Origin of the sequence: Apibacter adventoris (genome assembly GCF_002964965.1) — a bacterium.
Taxonomy (GTDB): Bacteria; Bacteroidota; Bacteroidia; order Flavobacteriales; family Weeksellaceae; genus Apibacter; species Apibacter adventoris.
Genome location: NZ_PSZN01000004.1, coordinates 1 through 22,327, shown reverse-complemented (window position 1 = coordinate 22,327; position 22,327 = coordinate 1). Strand labels below are relative to the sequence as shown.

Sequence of the window (22,327 nt, the reverse complement as noted above, 5' to 3'; positions counted from 1 at the left end):
TTTCTTTGTATTTATAATTTTATCCCTTATATATGATCATTTTGTAATATTTTTCATATTTTTGTTTGAATAAATCCCCAAATATTATGAGTACTGAATTGGATAACCTGCAAAATGCAGAAGGAAATAAAAAAAAAGAAGAGGTAATAAAATCTGAAAATACGTCACACGACCATCAAGATGACACTTCAATAGAGGAGCTTAACTCTGAGAAAAGAAATGAAAATCCAGACTATGAAGAGACCGTTGTCCCACAGGAAGACTATGATTCTTTAGATTTAGAACAACTCATTGAAAAAGCAAAAAAGATCCAAAACAATTATCCTGTTTTTCTTATAGGAGAAGCCATTAATAATATCAAAGAATCTTTCAATCAAAAATTTGATTATAATGAGTCTCAAAGAAAACAAAAATATTTAGATGAAGGGGGTGAAGAAATAAGTTATAAACCTGATCTTAGTTTAAAAACTCAGTTTAATTCTGTATATCATGATTATAAAGCCAGGCTTACGGCTCACTATCAAGAACAAGAGCAAAAGGAACAAAATAATCTAAAAAATAGATTACAAATTATTGAAGAGTTGAAAAAACTATACACCACTCCAATAGAATCTATTGGAAGTTTTTTCAAAGAATTCAGAGATATAAAAGAAAGATGGCATAATGCAGGAAAAATACCCAAATCAAAAGCAAGTGACGTTTTCAAAACTTATTTCCATCATTTAGAAAACACACATGAATTTATAAAATTAAATAAAGAATTAGAAGAGCTAGACTATGCTCATAATCTTGAACAAAGACAGGCTATTATAAGCCGGGCAAAAGAATTACTAACCGAACCTAGTATCCAAAAAGCTCTTAATGAACTTCAATACCTACATAAATTATGGAAAGAACAGGCAGAACCTGTTGCTGAAAAATATAGAGAACCCACTTGGCAGGAATTCAAAGACGTAACTCAGCAGATACATGCACGTAAATCTGAATTGTTCGAAAAAATCAAAGAAGAACAAGAATTAAACTTAAAAAAGAAACAGAAGATTATTGATGAATTGGAAAAAATATCTTCTAGTGCTAATCCTAATCATTCATTTTGGCAAAATAACATAAAAAAAATAGAAAAACTAAGAGAAGAGTTTTTTTCTATAGGTAGGGTTCAAAAAGAATATAGCGGAGAAACCTGGACCCGCTTCAAGGAATTGTTACATGAAATTAATACACAAAAAAATACGTATTACAAAGAATTAAAAAAAGTTCAACAAGATAATCTGAGAAAGAAAAATGAATTACTAAAAATAGCGAAGGATAATCAAGACAGTGAAAATTGGGACGCGGCTCTAAATCTGTACAAAAAAATTCAAAATGACTGGAAAAATATTGGTCATGTTCCGAGAAAATATTCAGATAAACTATGGAATGAATTCAGAGAATACTGTAATAATTTTTTCGACAGGTATAAACAAAAAAATAATAAAATAAATGAAGAATGGCAAGAAAACTTATCTAAAAAGCAAGCTATTCTTGCTAAACTGCCTTCAATTTTTGAATTAGATCAAAATGAAGCCTTACAAAAAATTAATGATTACTGTGTACAATGGAACTCTATAGGTAAAATTCCTAGGGAGAACATGAATATCAATAAAGAATTTAATCAAACTATTAATAAATTAACCTCTCAACTTAACATTGATAAAAATCTTATTGATGAAATGCAACTAAATATTAAAGTTGAAAATTATATACAATCTAAAGATGATAAAAAACTTGACGATGATTTAAGGAGGATGAAAAAACAAATCCAAGATTTAGAACATGAAATTGTACAACTGGAAAATAATCTTTCTTTTTTCTCTAATGCAAAGCAAGACAACCCTCTTCTTCAAAACTCTTTAAATAACATTGAAGCAAAAAAAGTTAAATTAGAAGAATTAAAACAAACATATTCTAAACTTATAAATCTCGATTTAACTCAAACAAATGGTAATAATACACCGGATGCTGATAATAAACCCGAAGAAGATATAACTGAATAAATAGTTTTTTATACTTAGTATGGAATCTCTGGATGAGAAATACATGCGTAGATGTATAGAATTAGCTCAGAAAGGCTTAGGAAGTACATATCCTAATCCGTTGGTAGGAGCTGTGATTGTACATAATAATCGTATTATTGGTGAAGGCTGGCATGACAAAGCGGGGAAACCGCATGCAGAAATTAATGCAATATCTTCTGTAAAAGACTTGTCTCTCATAAAAAACAGCACTATATATGTTTCTCTAGAACCATGTGCACATTATGGAAAAACACCACCTTGTGCCTTAAAAATTATAGAGCTTCAATTTAAAAAAGTAGTTGTTGGAATGCTGGATCCTGACAGTAAAGTGAATGGAAAAGGTATTGAAATGATAAAAAATGCCGGAATTGAAATTATAACTAATATCCTTGAAGAAGAGTGCAAAAATCTAAATAAAAGATTTTTAACTTATCATTTAAAAAAAAGACCTTATATCATCCTAAAATGGGCTGAAACTTTAAATAAAAAAATTGATAATGGGACCAATAGAAATAAACCTTTCTGGATTTCCAATCCCTACTCTCTCCAAAAAATACATCAAATAAGGTCTCAGGAACAATCTATTTTAGTTGGAAAAAAAACTGCTTTAATAGATAATCCCTCATTAACATCGCGCTATGTCAGCGGAAATAACCCAAAAAGAATACTAATAGATAAAAATCTAGACATTCCTCTATCTTATAATATTCTTAATTCGGAGGCTTCAACTATTATTTTAAATGAAAAAATTACGGGTATAAATAATAATCTTAAATATATTCAAATCAATTTTTTAAGAAATTATATTCAACAGATAGTAAATGTACTTTATAAAGAAAAAATTCAATCTGTAATCATTGAAGGAGGAAGAAAAACATTACAAGATTTTATTAATTCAGGGTTATGTGATGAAGCGGTCATTACTACCTCTCAAAATATAGTTGAAAGTGGGACTGATGCCCCATATCTATATGGAAAAATTACACAACAAACAAGCGTAGGAGATAATCTTATTACATACCTCAGCAATATTTCTTCATCGTGAAAAATAAGATCAATTTATTATTTTTGTGACTATGCCTACTGTTTTTGAATATAAAACAATTGAAATCCCTGTAACTGATGCTCTTTTAAAAATCAAAGGGAGCAAATTTTATGGTTTATTATTTCCCTTAAATAATGAAAATGAAGTAAAAAAATATCTTAAACAAAGTGAAGAAATTTACCCTCAGGCCACACATTATTGTTATGCTTTTCGTATAGGAACTGAAGGAAAAAATTACAGAGTTAATGATGATGGAGAACCTTCCGGAACTGCCGGACTTCCTATTTATAACCAATTACTTTCATTTGGCCTTACCAATATATTATTAATTATTATCCGTTATTTTGGAGGTACGAAATTGGGAGTGGGAGGATTAATAAAGGCATACAAAGAAAGTGCTCAATATACTATAGAACAAGCTCAAATAATAAACAAAGAAGTATCAGAACACTATCATTTATATTTTAATTACCACTATCAATCTTCTGTACTAACCCTATTAAAAAAATTAAATATAGAAATACTGTCTTTCGATTATTCAGAAAAATGTAATTTGTTTATTGAAGTACCCTTAAAAAAAAATAATTTATTTTTTGAAAAATTTGAATCTCTTTTTTCCCAAAATTTTGTCATTCAAAAAAAGGTTTCATAATATTCAAAATTTGTTCTGGACAACGTAATATTTTACCTGAGTTTTTATCCATAAAATATAATGTAGTATATCCTTTAGTCAGCAATATATCTTCTTGATTTTTTATTTCATATTCAAATACTATTCTTGCTCCTTCAGGTATTTTTTTTACTGTAGTCGTTATTAATAATTCGTCATCATACTTAGCCGGCTTTATATATTTTATAGACAGATCAGCAACCGGAAGCATAATTCCATATTCTTCTATATCTTTATATGGAAGACCTATATAACGAAATAACTCTACTCTTCCTACTTCAAAATATTGGGGATAATTTCCATAATATACATATCCCATTTGATCTGTTTCACTATACCTAACTCTTACTTTCGTTGTTACCTTAATCATGATTAATATATATTTACATACTTACAAAAAACAATTTAAAAATACAATAGTGATTTAACTTTTTTTTCCAAAAAATAATTAACAATTTTGTGCAAGAATTACTACATTTAGTAAAAGTAAATCTATAATCATATTTACAGTTTAAGATGCCAGAAAAAGCAAATTTAGTATGGAAATCCTGTTTGGATTTTATTAGAGATAACATCTCTGAAAAGTCATTCCTTACATGGTTTCATCCTATTCGAGCAATAAAGTTACAAGATAAGGTACTAACTATTCAGGTGCCAAGTAAATTTTATTACGAATATCTGGAAGAGAACTATATTAAAATAATTAAAAGTGCATTAACCAAAAATCTAGGAAAAGATGCTAAACTGGTATATTCCATTATGATGGAGAAAAGCCAGCAAACCGAAACACCTTACACTGTTAATATACCAAGTGCTCAAAAAGCACAAATTAAAGTACAAGAAGTAGATGCTCCATTATATATGGAAAGAGGGGTTAAAAATCCTTTTATAATCCCCGGTTTACAAAAATTAAAAATTGACAGCCAACTTAATTCCAATTATACTTTTGATAATTTTATTGAAGGAGATTCCAATAGATTAGCTCGTTCTGCTGGAAAACAAATAGCTAAAAGACCCGGAGGCACTTCATTTAATCCTTTATTTATTTATAGTAGTGTAGGTTTAGGAAAAACCCATTTAGTTCATGCTATAGGGCTTGAAGTAAAAAGAATTCAACCCGAAAAAACAGTTTTATATGTTTCAATGGAAAAGTTCTGTCAACAGTTCCAAGAAGCTACTAAATCTAATAATAGAAATGATTTCATCCATTTCTATCAAATGATTGATGTATTAATTGTAGATGATATTCATTTCATTTCAGGCAAAAAAGGAACTCAAGAAGTATTTTTCCATATATTTAATCATTTGCATCAGAGTGGAAAACAAATTATATTAACATCTGACAAATCACCTGTAGATATTCAAGATGTAGAACAACGTTTAATTTCACGTTTTAAGTGGGGACTTTCCACTGAAATACAACCTCCTGACTACGCTACCCGTTTAGCCATTTTGCAACAAAAAATGGAATTTGACGGTATTGAGTTACCTGAAGATGTACTTGATTATATTGCTAAAAATATAAAAACCAATATTCGGGAAATTGAAGGATCTTTAAATTCTATTATAGCACAAGCTACTTTCAATAAAAAAGAAATTACGCTTGAGTTAGTAGAAAAAACACTCTCGAATCTAATTACTAATTCCAAAAAAGATATAACCATTGATTATATTCAGAAATTAATTTGTGATTATTTTAAACTTTCGTTAGACACTTTACAATCTAAAACTCGTAAAAGAGATATAGTTCAGGCAAGACAATTAGCTATGTATTTTGCAAAAAAATACACCAATGCTTCTCTTTCTTCTATTGGAGATCAAATTGGAAAAAGAGATCATGCTACTGTATTGCATGCTTGTAAAACAGTAGATAATTTATTTGAAACTGATAAATTATTCAAATCTTATGTTGACGATTTAAATAAAAAATTGACTTCTGATATATGAAAATATTAATGGTCTGCTTAGGTAATGTATGCCGATCCCCTATGGCTGAAGGCATTTTAAAATCCAAACTTCCTAATAATTTTTTAGTGGATAGTGCCGGAGTTTCTAACTATCATGTTAACGATAAACCTGATAAACGAGCTATAGAAGTGTGCAAAAAACATAATATCAATATATCTCAACTTAGAGGAAGGCAATTTCAACCTTCAGATTTTGATGATTTTGATATAATTTATGTTATGGACCATGCAAATTATAGTGATATTCTTTTTAAAGCTAGAAAAGAAGCTGATAAGAAAAAGGTAAAATTGATTATGTCAGAATTACCTCAGGCTACTAAACAATATGTATCAGACCCTTTCTATGGTGATATTGAAGACTTTGAAAAAGTCTTTATTCAATTGGATGAAGTATGTACATTGATTGCCGAAAAACTTACAGGTAATTTTACCGAATAATGTATTTATCCATTGATTGCTTCTACTGCCTCTACTTCATTGGGTAGCATTTCCTTTAATAATCCTTCTATTCCGTTTTTTAAAGTAATTGTAGAGGAAGGACATCCGCTGCATGCTCCTTGTAAAATCATTTTTGCTGTTTTAGTTTCCTCATCAAAAGCAATTAAATCAATATTTCCCCCATCACCGGCCACTGCAGGAAGAACATACTCATCTAAAATGTTCTGAATTTTCTTTTCAATATCTGAAAATTCTTTTTGGGTTGATTTGATTGGTTTATGAGTTGAAAAATTTTTTATGTAACTGATTTCTTTTTCATCTTTTATATATTCAGAAATATTATAACGAATTTCCATGGAAATATCTTCCCAACTTGCTTCTTCTGTTTTAGTTATTGAAACAAAATTATCTGATATAAATACTTCTTTTACATATGGAAAACTAAATAAATATTGAGCTAAGGGAACCTCTTTAGCATCTTCAACATTTTTAAGTTCAATAATTCCTTCTACTAATATTTTATTAGTAACAAATTTCATAACTGAATTGTTAGGAGTCATTTCTACATATACAGATATGGGAGATTGGCGAGGTTGTAATACAACAGTTGGATTAGCCAATAGTTCATCTTCAATCAAATCTTTTACTTCATCTGCCACCATATCCCAATCTACCATTTCATTTTTTTGAACAGCAATAAAATTAGCTGTAATAAAAATATTAGTAACAAAAGGCAACTGTAATAATTCCTGTGCTAAAGGTATATTTGCAGCTTGTTGTAATTTTGATATTTCATAACTGCCTTCCACCAATGTTCTAGGTGCTACAAATTTTACTATATTTTTATTAGGGGTATTTTCTATTCTTATTTCCATAATACTACTCTAACAATTTGTCAAAAATACATAACTTGCAGTTATCAAAAAATTTATTTTTATAATATTATTTGATATGGCAATAATAAAAAAATTATTAGGTAAAACTCCAATATTAGGTGAAGATTGTTTTTTGTCTGAGACTTGTGTAATTATTGGGGATGTTAATATTGGGAATAAATGCTCGGTATGGTTTAATGCTGTAATTAGAGGAGATGTTAATAAAATAACCATCGGCAACAAAGTTAATATACAAGATAATGTAACCATCCATTGTACTTATCAAAAATTTTCCACAACAATTGGAAATAATGTCTCTATTGGTCATAATGCTATTATTCATGGATGTACAATACATGATAATGTTTTAATTGGAATGGGAGCTATTATTATGGATAATACTATAATAGAAAATAATGCAATTATTGCAGCAGGAGCAGTAGTAACACAAGGAAAATATGTTAGAAACGGAGAATTATGGGCTGGTATCCCTGCTAAAAAAATAGGTGAAGTATCTCAGAAGTTAAAGGAGAGAGAAATTGAACAAATTGCTAATAATTATATAAAATACAGCCGTTGGTATGAAAAGACAGAATTTGATGAAAATATAAACTAAATTTATTTTATTTTAGAACTTTACAAAGTTTAATATTTAAAATAATATCTTAACTATAATAAAAATATATACATAAGTAATTTACTTTTATAAAAAAATGGAAAAAATAACCGTCTATGTTTAAACTTTTAACCCATAAACTGATTATTTAAAACTTTATTATCAATAATTTATTAAGCCGTAATTTTAAAAAATTATTTGTTTTTATTAATTTGCTTTAAATTAATTCAATTAATATAATTTAATTTTTAAATAACCAAATATGATTAAATATTTACTTTTTGTTGGTTCGGGTGGAGCTCTTGGTTCTATTTTACGTTATCTTATTGCTATATATATCAATAAGAAATATTCCGGAGAGTTTCCTTTGGCTACATTTTTTATAAATATTACCGGGTGTATTTTAATTGGACTATTTACCGGATGGGCAGAACGTTATCATTTTATTAATGCTGAAATTCGTGTTTTTTTAATTACCGGAATTTGTGGGGGATATACAACTTTCTCAACTTTTTCTTCAGAAAATTATCAGTTATTCCAAAATAATAATTTTATCACCCTATGCCTTTATATATCCTTTAGCTTATTTTTAGGTATAATCGGAGTTTGGTTAGGAAATTTTCTTTCCAAAATTTAATAATTCACTAATTACAAATTATTAATTTCACTATTTTAAAAGAAAATAAAACATAAAAAGTTATTAAATAAATGTTACATAAAAAATTTTAAGTAAGTTTATTTTTAATCATTCATTTTTTATTTTATAAACACCATCTATATGAGGATTTATTTTTTAATTATAGATTAAAATTATTTACTTTTTAATTGGAAAACATATATAGAATTTCCTTTTTATCATTTTGTATTTGAAATTCAAGGTATTTAAAACTATCCCTAGGAATCACTTTTACCCATTTTTTATATTTCAAAAACCACATATTTCGTATGCTTTTCAAGCCCTTAGTTAAATATGCGGCTACAAATGGATGAACATGAAGATATATCTTTTTTTCTTTTGGCGATGCTAAAAAATTAAAAATATGTTCTTGAATTCTATCTAATAAAACTATTGGTGATTCTATTTTTCCATTTGGGTTAGGATTATCTTCTGTTGTATTTACTTGTTTTTGAGGTCTAACCCTTTGCCTTGTTAATTGTACTAATCCAAATTTACTCGGAGGTAATATCTTATGTTTAGCTTTATCATTTTTCATCACTTCTTTAAAAAACTCATAGAGTTCTTTTTTATGTTGGGAAGAGGTTAAATCTATGAAATCTATAACAATAATTCCCCCTAGGTCCCTTAGTCTTAACTGACGTGCTATTTCTGCAGCTGCTAACTTATTTACATGAAGAGCAGCATCTTCTTGAGATTTTTGATTAGCTGTGATGTTTCCTGAATTCACATCTATAACATGCAAAGCCTCTGTATGTTCTATAATTAAATAAGCTCCTTTAGATTGATATATATTTACATGTTTACCAAAAAGTTGCTTAATTTGTTTATCTATATTATAATATTCAAAAATAGGAATGTGTGAATCATAATATTTTACAATTTTAGACTTTTCAGGAGCAATAATATGCAAATAATCTTTAATTTCCTGTACTAAATCTTCATCATCACAAGTAATACTTACAAAATCACCATTAAAATTATCTCTTAAAATAGAAGAAGCTTTATCGAGTTCTCCTAATATTTTAACCGGAGGTTTTCCTTTTTTAATATTTCGAAAACATATGGTATTCCACTTATTTAGTAAATAGCGAAGATCCGATTGTAATTCTTCTACAGATTTTCCTTCTGCCACAGTTCTTATTATCAATCCGAACCCTGTGGGTCTAATTTGATCTCCTATTTTCCTTAACCGGTCTTTTTCTTCGGTTGTTGAAATATTTCGAGAAATTGAAGTTTTTGATGCAAAAGGAATTAAAACCAAATATCTACCTGCTAATGAAATTTCAGAAGATATTCTAGGTCCTTTAGTAGAAATTGGTTCTTTAGTAATTTGTACCAAAATTTCTTGGTTAGGAGATAAAATATCCTGAATAACTCCATCTTTATCTATGTCTTCTTCAAATGAAAAACTATTTAGTCTTGGAGAATTAATTTTTCCACAAGAAACTCCTTTTATATACTTTAAGGAAGATTTAATTTGTGGACCTAGATCATGGTAATGCAAAAAAGCATCTTTTTCATAACCTATATTAACAAAACAGGCATTGAGACTTGGAGCTAATTTCTTGATCTTTCCTAAAATAATATCCCCTACTGTGAAATTATTCCCTATTTCATCTTCATGAAGCTCCTGAATCCTTCCATCCTCCAGTATAACAATTTTTACTTTATTGTCCTCATAAGATATTACTAATTCTTTACTCATTTCATTTTCAGAAAATTACTATCTAAATACCATATTAACAAAAACATTCTTTACCCTTAGTAGTAATATAACTTTTGGTAAAGAATGCTTAAATTTAAAAAATTAAAACTTTTTTTTAATCTAAGAAAGAAATTATTTATTTTTCTTTTTGTGTCTATTCAATCTCCTTCTTTTTTTTCTTTTGTGCGTCGACACCTTATGACGTTTTCTTTTTTTTCCGCTTGGCATATATTTTTATTTTTTAATTATATATATTATATTATTTTACAACTTTAACATTTATTTTAACACCTTCTACAAAAGACTTTGATGGTTTAAAAGCAGGAACGTTATGTGCAGGTATTTTAATTGTTGTATTTTTAGATATATTTCTCCCTGTTTTAGCTGCTCTTTTTTTAATTAAAAATGTTCCAAAACCTCTTAAATAAACATTTTCCCCTTTAGTCATAGCAGTCTTAACTTCATCCATAAACACTTCAACAACCCTTTGTATTTCAGTCTTTTCCAAACCAAGCTTACCTGAAATCGAGTTTACGATATCCGCTTTTGTCATACTTGTAATATTATTAGTTATACTTTTTAATTATTTTTAAGAATGCAAATATAATATTATTTTTGGAAAGAAAATTGATAAACATTTAAAAGTGTGAATTTTATTAGTCTTCTAAATAAATGGTATAAAAAAAACAAACGTCCTTTGCCATGGAGAAAAACTTCTGATCCATATAATATTTGGATTTCTGAAATCATTTTTCAACAAACAAGAATAGAACAAGGAACTAATTATTATAATAATTTTATTCGCAAATTTCCCAATTTGGAAAAACTTGCTCTATCTACAGAAGATGAAGTTTTGCATATGTGGAAAGGTCTAGGTTATTATTCCAGAGCTCATAATTTATTTTTTACTGCTCAACATATCTATAATGATCTTGAAGGTATATTTCCATCAACATATTCAGATATACTTAAACTAAAAGGAATAGGTAAGTATACTGCAGCTGCAATAGCTTCCATTTCTTTCAATGAAAAAATTCCGGCTATTGATGGTAATGCATTCCGTGTATATTCCCGTTTTTTTAATTCTGAAAAAGATATTAGCAAATCATCCACTTTTAATTATTTTTTTAATTTAATGTTACCTTTAATGCCTGATAATCCAGGTGATTTTAATCAGGCAATTATGGATTTAGGGGCAATAATATGCTCACCTTCGAATCCAAAATGCATAATCTGTCCTATACAAGTAGATTGCATTGCATATAAACTAAACAATCAAAAAATACTTCCTATAAAATCTTCTTATAAAAAAATAACGGAACTAAACATTCATTATGCATATGTTAAATGCCATCGTGAAATATTAATCATTAAAAGAGGATACAATGATATATGGAAAGGTTTATATGAATTCCCTAAATTTAAGGATATACACGAAAATTATAAAATTAGTAATACCTATACTACTACTCATAAGCTTACACATAAAATATTACATATTACTATATCTGAAATAAATTTAGAATCTCCCGAATTTTATACTATAGCAAAGGCTTTAAATGCTACAATTTTAGATAAAAAACAATTAAAATTATATGCTTTTCCAAAACCCTTAGATTTTTTTTTACTTTATAATTAATTTTTTATTACATTTGCTAAACTTTTGAGAAAAATATATAGTATTTAAAATGAGTACATCTGTTAATAAAGTTATTTTAGTAGGAAATTTAGGGACTGATATTAAGTCTCACAGATTTAGTGATGGTAATGTGGTTGTAAATTTTCCTGTAGCAACTTCTGAAAGTTATATTAATAAAGAAACGGGTGAAAGAGTTGATGTAACTGACTGGCATAATATTACGGCAAGAAATAAACTAGCTGAGCTTTGCGAAAAATTTTTAAAAAAGGGAAGTAAAGTTTATATTGAAGGAAAGTTAAAAACACGTAAGTTTGAAGATAATGGCATAACAAAACATATTACAGAAGTTATTGCTGATAACATTTTATTCCTTTCCAATTTAATTGGTAAAAACCCTGATCTTGAAGAAGATTCAGAATTCAATTAAACTTTCAACCATTTAGTAAAGTAAATTTTAGATTATGGATGACCCTGGGCCCACGAGTTTATTGTTAACCATATTTTATCAGTTCCCATCAGAATTATATATTATTACCGGAACTTTTATAATCTTTATTATTTTAATATTTGTTACTTCTGGTTCTAAAGAAGCTATATTATCTCTTTCCCAAAAAGATCTGGATAAATATCAAAAAGATTATTTTTTAGAGGTCAAAGCTATCACTAAAATAAGAAATAATTCAAATAAATTTATTTCTACTATACTTGTTTTTAAAACCTTAATTAATCTTGGACTTATCTTAATGTCTATTAAGTTTTGTGATTACTTCGCAAATTACTTTCAATTTTCCAAGCAAATAATATTCTTTCTGAATTTTTTTATTATTGTTTTTATTTTAATATTTATTGGGGAAATAATTCCAAAAATGCTTGTTCTTAAAAATACTTTTTTATTTAGCTGTAAAACATTAAAATTTATTCATTTTATAACTACCATATGTAGTCCCATAACCTACCTGTTTTCCCTTATTATTAAAAATACTAATGAAAATATAAAACTAGGAGGAGACAATCTGGCTCAGACATTAGTAGTTGCTAAAGAAGAAAAGAATATCTCCGTAACCGAGCTCAAAATATTAGAAGGTATTATAAATTTTGTGAATACTGAAACGAGTCAGGTTATGACTCCCAGAATCGATGTTTTTGCTATACAAAAAAGTACCCCTTTTAAAACATTAATTAACTTAATTTCAAAAAATGGTTATTCTAGAATTCCTGTTTATGATAAGAATATTGATGATATAATAGGGATTCTGCATATCAAAGATTTATTCCAGTATATTGAATATGAACAATTAGAATGGAATTTTCTACTTAAAAAACCTTACTTTATACCAGAAAATAAAAAGATTGACAATTTATTAGCTGATTTTAAAAAAAGTAAAATGCATTTAGCTATTGTAGTTGATGAATATGGGGGTACCTCTGGAATCGTTAGCCTTGAAGATGTTATTGAAGAAATCGTAGGTGAAATAAATGATGAATTTGATGAAAACAACATTATTTATTCTAAAATTAATGATCATGTTTATGTTTTTGAAGGGAAAACATCGATCATTGATTTTTGCCGAATTATGGGAATTAATGAAAAAGAATTTGAAAGTGTGCAAGGTGAAGCAGATACTCTAGCGGGACTTGTATTGGAGTTGACAGAAGAATTTCCAAAAAAATTGCAAAATATATATTATAAAAATTATATTTTTCAAGTAGAATCTTTAGATAGAAAAAGACTTAAACAAATTAAAATAACACGTAAAATTGATAATGAGGAATAATTTGATTTTTAAAAATTTTAACGTAGTTTTTGTACTAATTGTATTTTTAACTTGTGCAAGCTGTGGAAAAGAACAATATATACCTAAACCTAAAGGTCATGTTCGCTTAGAATACCCTACTCCTCAATATGTTACATTTAGTCCTGAAAATTGTCCATTTGAATTCAAATATTCAAATAGGGTTAAAATTATTAATAAAAATAATAATTGTTGGTACAATCTTTCTTACCCTAACATGAAAGGAACTATCTATATTACATATTCGAACATTCATGGAAATCTTATTGAATTAATAAAAGAAGCACAAAAGTTAGTATATGAACATACAATAAAAGCAAATTCTATTAAAGCTAAATCTTTTTTATATCCTGAGAAAAAAATTTATGGAAACCTATATAGACTAGGAGGCGAATCTGCTTCTAACATCCAATTTTATATTACCGACAGTACCCGTCATTTCCTTTCTGGAAATGTATATTTTTCTGTACAACCAAAACCAGATTCTTTACAACCTGCTGTTGAATATATAGAAAGAGATATAATCAAGATGATAGAAACAACAACATGGAAATAACATTATGGAAATAATAATATTATTACTTTTAATTTTAATTAACGGTTTTTTTGCAGTCTCGGAAATAGCATTAGTATCTGTAAAAAAACAAAAAATTGAAAATAAAGCAACAAAAGGAAATAAGAAAGCACAAGCTGTACTTAAACTTTTAGAAAATCCTGAGGATTTTTTATCTTCAATACAAGTAGGAATTACACTTATAGGTATTATATCCGGAGCTTATGGTGGCGCTACTTTAGTTAAATATCTTGAACCTGTATTCAATTCATTTACTTTAACCTCTGCCTATTCTTTTCAATTATCCTACTTTGTAGTAATAGCTGCCATTACATATGTATCAATTGTATTTGGAGAATTAATTCCTAAAACTTTCGGTTTAAAACAACCAGAAAAAATTGCACTTTTTGTAGCCCCTATTATTAAAATATTCTCCATACTTGTTTTCCCATTTGTAAAAGTTCTTTCATTTTCTACTTTTTTATTTAATAAAACGTTTAAAGTATCAAATACAGAAGGTGAAAAAATTTCGGAAGACGAATTAATTTATATGCTTAAAACCGCAAGTTTGCAAGGCGTTTTAGAAAAAGAAGAAAGTGAATTACATCAAAATGTTTTTATTTTCTCTGAGCAAAAAGCCAAAAGTTTAATGACTCATCGAAAAAAAGTAGAATGGATTAATTTACAAGATAATATTAAGGAAATTGAACTACAAATTAAAACCAGTAATTTTACTAAATTTCCTGCATGTGACGGAAATCTTGACGAGGTAAGTGGCTATATTTCAATTAAAGAATTTTATGAAAATGTAAATTCTCCTAATTTTGATATACATAAAATTTTAAAAAAACCTATATTCATTCCTGAGAATATGCATTCCGTTGATATTTTACAAGAATTTAGAAAAAATAAACAGCATATGGGTTTTGTAGTTGATGAATATGGTTCTTTTCAGGGAATCATAACTATTCAGGATATGATAGAAGGAATAGTAGGCGATATGCCTGAAAATGAAGAAGAAGAAACAGAAATTGTTCAAAGAACTGATGGTTCTTATCTGGTTAATGGAAATATAAGTATTCGGGATTTAAATTATTATTTTGATGATGTTATCATTGAACTTAATGACGACGAATATGTTACATTAGCCGGATTTATAATTTACCATATGGAGTACATTCCTGAGGTAGCTGAGAAATTAAATTATAATAACTTTACTTTTGAAATTGTTGATAAAGATGCTAACAGAATAGACAAAGTATTAATGGTAAAAAACTCTGAAAATTCTGAAAATGAAACTACAGAATAAATAATGTCTTTATGATTTACCTTATTTATAGTTTATTATTTCTGATCTTTCTTAGTTTATCTTATAAACTAAGTAAAATACTTTTGAAAACATCAGATATAATGAAATTTATGTTTTATACCTTATTATATATTGCAGGTATTCTAATTATATTTCAAGTTTTAGATAAAATTCTGGTAAATATTTTTGAAATTTCTAAAAAGGAATTAAATTTTATGTTCCTGATGTATCTTCTAATTACTATGATTGCTTTTTTAATTATAGCAATCATAACAATTAAAAAAATGAAAAAATAGTAAATAAAGCTTTTCTATATTTATTCTTTTTTAAGATTATACAATTCTTTAATATCTACCTTAAAATATTCTGCTAATTTAAATAAACTTTCCACTTTAGGATTTCTTTTCCCTGACTCCCAGTCACATAAGGTGCTTTGACTTACTCCTATTGATTCAGCGACCTCTTTCTGACTTATTCTTTTTTTTCTTCTTAATTGAATCAATTTTTTACTAATCATCTTTAAAAAATAGTAGTTTGATTAATGCGAATGTAGTGCTTTTTGACCTGAAAAAAATCGAAAAATAGATAATATTAATCGATTTTCCGATCGAATATTATTGATAAATTATATACTTTTGATAATATTTTTAAATAAATATATCATTTATTTATTTTTTTGATAAAAACAAATAAACAATAGTTTAATTTTTTTTATTTAACATATATTAATATACTAAACAAAAAATAGTTATAAAATAATGAAACTAAAATAAACTACTACAACATAAATAAATGAGTTCTTTATTTTAATAAAACTTTAAAAATCTTAGAACAACTAATAATTATATAAATATATTTTATTTATATAATCACTATAGGAAGATTAAAATTTAATTTTTTCTTCCTATAGATTTTTTTATATGCATTATTTTTTTAAAGGATTTAAATTGATGTAGAAATTAGGGTCTACAGAAAAACTTTCTAATAATTTTTTATCTACTTTACTTTTTTTCCATTTATTAATGGGAATTAAATTTCCTATAGATGTTTTTATTTTCATAGAAAAATCTGGAACAGTATTTACCCACCGATAGTAAATACTATTATTTTTAATGTAATATTCTAACGTAGGAACCTGAGTTGTTCTTAAATATTGATCGAATATTTTTGTTAAATCTATTTTAGAATGTTCTATAATATAGCTTTCGATTTGATTAGTAGAAACAATTTTATGATAAAAATTTTTATTAAGACCCCTTAGTATTTCCCTAAATTTTTGATCGTCGTTAATTATCTGACGAATAGTATGAATCATATTGGCTCCTTTATCATACATGTCGGAACTACCTTTTTGATTTACCCCATATTCACCTATAATAGGAATATCGTTTTGTATATTTTTTCTTTGCCCTATAATGTACTGACTAGCTGCCTCTTTACCATAATAATATTCAGTGTAAAGAGTTTCGCTATAGGTAGTAAAAGCTTCATGAATCCACATATCTGCTGCATCTGCATTTGTAATATTATTCCCAAACCATTCATGCCCCGATTCATGTACTATAATAAAATCCCATTGTAGCCCTATTCCCGTATGACTTCTATCTGTACCTAAATATCCATTTTTATATTGATTTCCATAAGCTATGTCACTTTGATGCTCCATTCCTAAGTGTGGAGATTCTACTAATTTATATCCATCTTCATAAAACGGATACGGTCCAAACCAGTATTCCAATGCCAATAGCATTTTTTTTACCTGAGAAAAATGACTTTTAGCCACATGTAAATTATATGACAATACCCAATAATCTAAGTCTAAATCGCCCTTTTCACCCTTATAAATGTCTGTAAAATTTACATATTCTCCAATATATGGGATTATGTTGTAATTATTGATAGGATTAGTCACTTGCCATGAATATATATTTTTTCCTAATGAATCTTTAGAATATCCGACCAATCTTCCATTTCCCACACCTTTCAAATCTCCTTCTGTAATGATATTTAATTTCATTCCCTCATCTGGTTCATCTCCTAGGTAATCTTTGCAAGGAAACCATACACTAGCGCCTATTCCTTCACAGGCTACAGTCATCCAAGGTTTATTATTTTTATCTTTAGTAAAAATCCATCCTCCGTCCCAAGGAGCATTTTTCGCAATATTAGGCATTCCTTGGAAATAAATAGTGACCTTATTATTTTGAGTATTTTTTTTAAATGTTTGCGGTAAGGTTATAAAGTAAAAATTTCCTTCTTTTTTAAAAGGTATTGAAATGCTATCTTTAGTTTCTATTTTATCTATAGACATAGGTTCCTGCAAATCTATTTGCATTATACTCTCTTCACTTTTGTTTTCATTTATATCAAAAGTAATTGTATTATTGCCTTTTAAAACTTTATTATCAAAATCTGGTTCTATAGAAATATCATAGTACTTTACTTCCCACCAATCTCTAAAAGATGTATTACTCCCTCTAAGAGTATCTTGAATTGTAAATAATTTGTCTTGACTAAATAACTGATTATTTAAAATACATGTTATAAGCCCTAAAAAATAATATATTTTTTTCATAATCAAATTTATAAAAAATAGTATTATAAGTAAATAAATCAATAATTTTACTTTAAATAAATAAAGATAAAAAAAATCAAAGTTAAATAATGACTTATAATTTCTCCAATGATTATAGTGAAGGTTGTCATCCTTCTATATTAAATGCTCTAATAAATAGTAATTTAGAACAACAAAACGGATATGGCGAAGATTTTTATACCCAAAAAGCAATTACTATAATTCAAGATAAAATCGAGGATAAAAATGCAGATATAAACTTAGTAGCAGGAGGCACTCAAGCAAATTTATTAGTTCTTTCTTCTATTCTCAGACCATATGAATCTGTAATTTCTGCAGAGACTGGTCATATAAACACTCACGAAACCGGAGCTGTTGAGGCTACAGGACATAAAATAGAGACTGTTTATTCTAGCAATGGAAAATTATCTCCGGATAAAATTATTCCTATTTTAAAAAGATCCTCTAATTATCATTCTGTAAGACCCAGAGCGGTATATATATCTAACTCTACTGAATTAGGAACTATTTATAATAAAGAGGAGTTGACGGATCTATATAAATTTTGTAAAAAAAATGATTTATTTTTATATCTTGATGGAGCTCGTTTAGCTTCTGCTCTAAGTGCTCCTTCTAACAATATGAGTATAAAAGATATTGCTGAATTAACTGATGTTTTTTATTTAGGGGGCACTAAATGCGGGGCTCTAATAGGAGAAGCTATTATAATCACAAATAATAGTTTAAAGGAAAATTTTAAATATAATCAAAAATTAAGAGGAGCTTTATTAGCCAAAGGAAGAGTATTGGGAATACAGTTTTTTCAGCTCCTTCAAAATAACTTGATTTTCAAACTCGCAGATCATTCAAACCTAATGGCTTTAAAAATAACCAAAGCCCTTGAATCCTTAGGATATTCATTTTTAGCTCAATCAGACACCAATCAAATTTTCCCTATTTTTCCAAATAATATAATTCAAATTCTTAAAAAGGAATATGAATTTACTATATGGAAATCCATAGCTCCTGATCTTTTTGCAATAAGACTTGTAACTTCCTGGGCAACTCCTGAAAAAGTTGTAGATAAGTTTATTGATGATTTAAAGAAAATATCTTAATATATAGAAAGGAGCTATAATTAAGCTAAGTTATAGTTCTTTTTTTGAGTGAATATGGAAGGAGTAAACTCACCTCCTCCTCAGAACCGAAAAATGCAATCAAGCAAACGATACTTATAATTACCTACCATACAATGGTTTACGTTTTTAAAATATAGTTAATTAGATTAATATTTGATTAAAAATACATTTTGTTTTTTAAACCTATATTTATCATAAAACTCCTTTTTAAACTTTATTTTGCCAATGGATTTAAGGAAATCGATAAGTTTCATTATTTTTTTATCTGAAGTAAGCACTTTTATTTATTTTCTGGTAACTGTTCTTTGATTTGATCTATAAGTTTCATTATTTCACTATTTTTCATAAGAACATTTTTTATATTTTTATTATATTAATTCTCTTTTTATAACTCCTTTTATTGAATATACACTCATAATTAAATCTAAAGAAAACTCTTTAGGGTCGTAAAACTTGTTTTCAGAAATTAATAAAATATGGTCATGATCTTTCCCCTTTTTTATATACTTAATATAGGTGTCTCCGTTTTTAAAAACTACAACATAAGGAAATCCATAATTGATATATTGGAATTCTATATTTTTTATAGCTATGATTTCACCCGAATTATATTTGGGGTACATTGAATCGCCATATACATTTATAAAAATCAAATCTGAACCCCAACCGGGAATAGAAATGGGGATTTTATGATTTTCGGCATTTTCTAATTTCATATTAAGCCTTGCGCTGGCTGAAACATCCGGAAAATAATACCCCGAAATAATAGGTGGTTCTAAAGAGCCGGTTGATTTCTCGTTATTGGCAGGTTCATTTCCTTTTCCTGTTAATAACCAATTTATATCAATATTAGGTAATTTTTCTTTTATTAAATCTTTGTCAAAAGAATTGCTTTCTTTCCAAATATAGAGTGTTTCTATGGATATCCCCAGATATTCGGTAAGTTGCATGTTATGAGTAAAATTCAAGTGTTTTTTTAACCGATCTATAATATCTTTAACATGATATTTAAGCATAGACCCCTCGCCTGTTAATAGCCATTCAGTATTAAGATCTGGATAATTCAAAGAAATGCTTTTAATTTTGTCTGGTTGGATTGATTTCCTCATAGATGTAATATAAGCATTAGAGACCCCTATAGTTCTCCCAAATTCACTTTTAGAGATTTTTTCGTATTTTAAATATTCTATAAGTCTTTCTTTTACAGTCATTTATATTTAATTTTTTAAAATTATTTAGAAAATATTCTGTAATTTTCATAAGAACATTTTTTATATTTTTATTATAATAATTCTCTTTTTATAACTCCTTTTATTGAATATACACTCATAATTAAATCTAAAGAAAACTCTTTAGGTGCGTAATGCTTGTTTTCAGAAATTAATAAAATATGGTCATGATCTTTCCCTTTATCTATATATTTAATATAGGTGTCTCCGTTTTTAAAAACTACAACATAAGGAAATCCATAATTAATATATTGGAATTCAATATTTTTTATAGCTATGATTTCACCCGAATTATATTTGGGGTACATTGAATCGCCATATACATTTATAAAAATCAAATCAGAACCCCAACCGGGAATAGAAATGGGGATTTTTTGATTTTCGGCATTTTCTAATTTCATATTAAGCCCTGCGCTGGCTGAAACATCCGGGAAATAATACCCCGAAATGGTAGTTAAATTTAAAGAACCGGTTGATTTCTCTTTATTGACAGGTTCATTGCCTTTTCCTGTTAATAACCAATTTATATCAATATTAGGTAATTTTTCTTTTATTAAATCTTTGTCAAATGAATTGCTTTCTTTCCATATATATAGTGTTTCTATAGATATTCTCAGATATTCGGTAAGTTGCATGTCTTGAGTAAAATTCAAGTATTTTTTTAACCGATCTATAATATCTTTAACATGATATTTAAGCATAGACCCCTCGCCTGTTAATAGCCATTCAATATTTATGTCTGGGAAATGTAAAGAAATACTTTCTAATTTATCAGGTTGTATAGACTTCCTCATAGATGTAATATAAGCACTTGATACTCCTATTATGTTGCAAAAATTTCTTATAGATATATTTTTATAACTCACAAACTTTTTAATTCTCTCTTTTACAGACATTTATATTTAATTTTTTAAAATTATTTAGAAAATATTCTGTGATTTTCATAAGAACATTTTTTATATTTTTTATGTTTTTTATTACATTAATTCTTTTTTTATAACTCCTTTTATTGAATATACACTCATAATTAAATCTAAAGAAAACTCTTTAGGTGCGTAATGCTTGTTTTCAGAAATTAATAAAATATGGTCATGATCTTTCCCTTTATCTATATATTTAATATAGGTGTCTCCGTTTTTAAAAACTACAACATAAGGAAATCCATAATTAATATATTGGAATTCAATATTTTTTATAGCTATGATTTCACCCGAATTATATTTGGGGTACATTGAATCGCCATATACATTTATAAAAATCAAATCAGAACCCCAACCGGGAATAGAAATGGGGATTTTTTGATTTTCGGCATTTTCTAATTTCATATTAAGCCCTGCGCTGGCTGAAACATCCGGGAAATAATACCCCGAAATGGTAGTTAAATTTAAAGAACCGGTTGATTTCTCTTTATTGACAGGTTCATTGCCTTTTCCTGTTAATAACCAATTTATATCAATATTAGGTAATTTTTCTTTTATTAAATCTTTGTCAAATGAATTGCTTTCTTTCCATATATATAGTGTTTCTATAGATATTCTCAGATATTCGGTAAGTTGCATGTCTTGAGTAAAATTCAAGTATTTTTTTAACCGATCTATAATATCTTTAACATGATATTTAAGCATAGACCCCTCGCCTGTTAATAGCCATTCAATATTTATGTCTGGGAAATGTAAAGAAATACTTTCTAATTTATCAGGTTGTATAGACTTCCTCATAGATGTAATATAAGCACTTGATACTCCTATTATGTTGCAAAAATTTCTTATAGATATATTTTTATAACTCACAAACTTTTTAATTCTCTCTTTTACAGACATTTATATTTAATTTTTTAAAATTATTTAGAAAATATTCTGTGATTTTCATAAGAACATTTTTTATATTTTTTATGTTTTTTATTACATTAATTCTTTTTTTATAACTCCTTTTATTGAATATACACTCATAATTAAATCTAAAGAAAACTCTTTAGGTGCGTAATGCTTGTTTTCAGAAATTAATAAAATATGGTCATGATCTTTCCCTTTATCTATATATT

At 27.2% G+C, this 22,327-nt stretch carries 22 protein-coding genes; 13 read left to right on the top strand and 9 right to left on the bottom strand.

What is annotated here, in order from left to right; genetic code table 11:
- The first annotated feature begins 86 nt into the window (after window positions 1–86).
- The 3 genes from C4S76_RS02615 to C4S76_RS02605 are packed head-to-tail and all read left to right on the top strand — an operon-like array spanning window position 87 to window position 3,751.
- A complete protein-coding gene (locus C4S76_RS02615; RefSeq protein ID WP_105192390.1) occupies window positions 87–2,033 on the top strand; it encodes a DUF349 domain-containing protein in 1,947 nt (648 codons plus the stop codon).
- Between the two features lie 19 nt (window positions 2,034–2,052).
- Entirely contained in the window at window positions 2,053–3,099 is a 1,047-nt protein-coding gene (gene ribD, locus C4S76_RS02610) for a bifunctional diaminohydroxyphosphoribosylaminopyrimidine deaminase/5-amino-6-(5-phosphoribosylamino)uracil reductase RibD (protein ID WP_245915778.1), read from the top strand.
- A 31-nt stretch (window positions 3,100–3,130) separates the two neighbouring features.
- A complete protein-coding gene (locus C4S76_RS02605; RefSeq protein ID WP_105192388.1) occupies window positions 3,131–3,751 on the top strand; it encodes a YigZ family protein in 621 nt (206 codons plus the stop codon).
- On the opposite strand, the gene C4S76_RS02600 is transcribed toward C4S76_RS02605, so the two are convergent.
- Complete coding sequence (locus tag C4S76_RS02600; RefSeq protein ID WP_105192386.1) at window positions 3,729–4,139, bottom strand: acyl-CoA thioesterase; 411 nt, start codon at window positions 4,137–4,139, stop codon at window positions 3,729–3,731. The genes C4S76_RS02605 and C4S76_RS02600 overlap by 23 nt on opposite strands.
- 146 nt (window positions 4,140–4,285) lie before the next feature.
- Here C4S76_RS02600 and dnaA point away from each other — a divergent pair, with 146 nt between their 5' ends.
- Both dnaA and C4S76_RS02590 read left to right on the top strand, forming a co-directional pair.
- Window positions 4,286–5,716 carry a chromosomal replication initiator protein DnaA gene (gene dnaA, locus C4S76_RS02595; RefSeq protein WP_105192384.1) on the top strand — a complete coding sequence of 477 codons (1,431 nt, stop codon included), beginning with the start codon at window positions 4,286–4,288 and terminating at the stop codon, window positions 5,714–5,716.
- Window positions 5,713–6,174 carry a low molecular weight protein-tyrosine-phosphatase gene (locus C4S76_RS02590; protein ID WP_245915777.1) on the top strand — a complete coding sequence of 154 codons (462 nt, stop codon included), beginning with the start codon at window positions 5,713–5,715 and terminating at the stop codon, window positions 6,172–6,174. The genes dnaA and C4S76_RS02590 overlap by 4 nt, the downstream gene beginning before the upstream one ends.
- Before the next feature lie 5 nt (window positions 6,175–6,179).
- On the opposite strand, the gene C4S76_RS02585 is transcribed toward C4S76_RS02590, so the two are convergent.
- Window positions 6,180–7,052 (bottom strand): NifU family protein, encoded by an 873-nt coding sequence (locus tag C4S76_RS02585; RefSeq protein WP_105192382.1) that lies wholly within the window; start codon window positions 7,050–7,052, stop codon window positions 6,180–6,182.
- A 73-nt stretch (window positions 7,053–7,125) separates the two neighbouring features.
- On the opposite strand from C4S76_RS02585, the gene C4S76_RS02580 reads away from it, so the two are divergent.
- Window positions 7,126–7,665, top strand: coding sequence for a gamma carbonic anhydrase family protein (locus C4S76_RS02580; protein WP_105192380.1), 540 nt, complete (start codon window positions 7,126–7,128; stop codon window positions 7,663–7,665).
- Between the two features lie 262 nt (window positions 7,666–7,927).
- Window positions 7,928–8,302: a fluoride efflux transporter CrcB gene (gene crcB / locus C4S76_RS02575; protein WP_245915776.1), complete on the top strand. Its 375-nt coding sequence runs from the start codon at window positions 7,928–7,930 to the stop codon at window positions 8,300–8,302.
- 184 nt (window positions 8,303–8,486) lie between these two features.
- Here crcB and C4S76_RS02570 read toward each other — a convergent pair whose 3' ends face one another.
- Together C4S76_RS02570 and C4S76_RS02565 are read right to left on the bottom strand one after the other, a co-directional pair.
- The gene (locus C4S76_RS02570; protein WP_105192378.1) at window positions 8,487–10,049 is read right to left on the bottom strand and encodes an Rne/Rng family ribonuclease; all 1,563 of its coding nucleotides are present in this window, start codon (window positions 10,047–10,049) and stop codon (window positions 8,487–8,489) included.
- Window positions 10,050–10,308: 259 nt separating this feature from the next.
- A complete protein-coding gene (locus C4S76_RS02565; RefSeq protein ID WP_105192376.1) occupies window positions 10,309–10,602 on the bottom strand; it encodes an HU family DNA-binding protein in 294 nt (97 codons plus the stop codon).
- Between the two features lie 93 nt (window positions 10,603–10,695).
- Between C4S76_RS02565 and mutY the strand changes: the two genes are divergently transcribed.
- From mutY to C4S76_RS02540, 5 genes are read left to right on the top strand one after another with little or no spacing between them, the layout of a single operon-like run.
- Entirely contained in the window at window positions 10,696–11,688 is a 993-nt protein-coding gene (mutY, locus tag C4S76_RS02560) for an A/G-specific adenine glycosylase (protein WP_105192374.1), read from the top strand.
- 49 nt (window positions 11,689–11,737) lie between these two features.
- On the top strand, window positions 11,738–12,115 hold the full coding sequence (locus C4S76_RS02555; protein WP_105192372.1) for a single-stranded DNA-binding protein: 378 nt from the start codon (window positions 11,738–11,740) through the stop codon (window positions 12,113–12,115).
- 34 nt (window positions 12,116–12,149) lie between these two features.
- Window positions 12,150–13,463, top strand: coding sequence for a gliding motility-associated protein GldE (gene gldE / locus C4S76_RS02550; RefSeq protein ID WP_105192370.1), 1,314 nt, complete (start codon window positions 12,150–12,152; stop codon window positions 13,461–13,463).
- Entirely contained in the window at window positions 13,453–14,037 is a 585-nt protein-coding gene (gene gldD / locus C4S76_RS02545; protein ID WP_105192368.1) for a gliding motility lipoprotein GldD, read from the top strand. The genes gldE and gldD overlap by 11 nt, the downstream gene beginning before the upstream one ends.
- 4 nt (window positions 14,038–14,041) lie before the next feature.
- A complete protein-coding gene (locus C4S76_RS02540; protein WP_105192366.1) occupies window positions 14,042–15,343 on the top strand; it encodes a hemolysin family protein in 1,302 nt (433 codons plus the stop codon).
- A 316-nt stretch (window positions 15,344–15,659) separates the two neighbouring features.
- Here the strand turns inward: C4S76_RS02540 and C4S76_RS02530 are convergent, their stop codons facing one another.
- Together C4S76_RS02530 and C4S76_RS02525 are read right to left on the bottom strand one after the other, a co-directional pair.
- Window positions 15,660–15,860: a helix-turn-helix transcriptional regulator gene (locus C4S76_RS02530; RefSeq protein WP_105192362.1), complete on the bottom strand. Its 201-nt coding sequence runs from the start codon at window positions 15,858–15,860 to the stop codon at window positions 15,660–15,662.
- Between the two features lie 408 nt (window positions 15,861–16,268).
- Entirely contained in the window at window positions 16,269–17,918 is a 1,650-nt protein-coding gene (locus C4S76_RS02525; protein ID WP_105192360.1) for a M1 family metallopeptidase, read from the bottom strand.
- An 89-nt stretch (window positions 17,919–18,007) separates the two neighbouring features.
- Between C4S76_RS02525 and C4S76_RS02520 the strand changes: the two genes are divergently transcribed.
- Window positions 18,008–19,036: a threonine aldolase family protein gene (locus C4S76_RS02520; RefSeq protein ID WP_105192358.1), complete on the top strand. Its 1,029-nt coding sequence runs from the start codon at window positions 18,008–18,010 to the stop codon at window positions 19,034–19,036.
- Between the two features lie 389 nt (window positions 19,037–19,425).
- Here the strand turns inward: C4S76_RS02520 and C4S76_RS02515 are convergent, their stop codons facing one another.
- From C4S76_RS02515 to C4S76_RS02505, 3 genes are all read right to left on the bottom strand, one after another.
- Complete coding sequence (locus tag C4S76_RS02515) at window positions 19,426–20,268, bottom strand: LexA family transcriptional regulator (RefSeq protein WP_105192356.1); 843 nt, start codon at window positions 20,266–20,268, stop codon at window positions 19,426–19,428.
- Between the two features lie 71 nt (window positions 20,269–20,339).
- A complete protein-coding gene (locus tag C4S76_RS02510) occupies window positions 20,340–21,182 on the bottom strand; it encodes a S24 family peptidase (protein WP_105192354.1) in 843 nt (280 codons plus the stop codon).
- A gap of 81 nt (window positions 21,183–21,263) precedes the next feature.
- Complete coding sequence (locus tag C4S76_RS02505; protein ID WP_105192353.1) at window positions 21,264–22,106, bottom strand: S24 family peptidase; 843 nt, start codon at window positions 22,104–22,106, stop codon at window positions 21,264–21,266.
- Window positions 22,107–22,327: the final 221 nt, after the last annotated feature.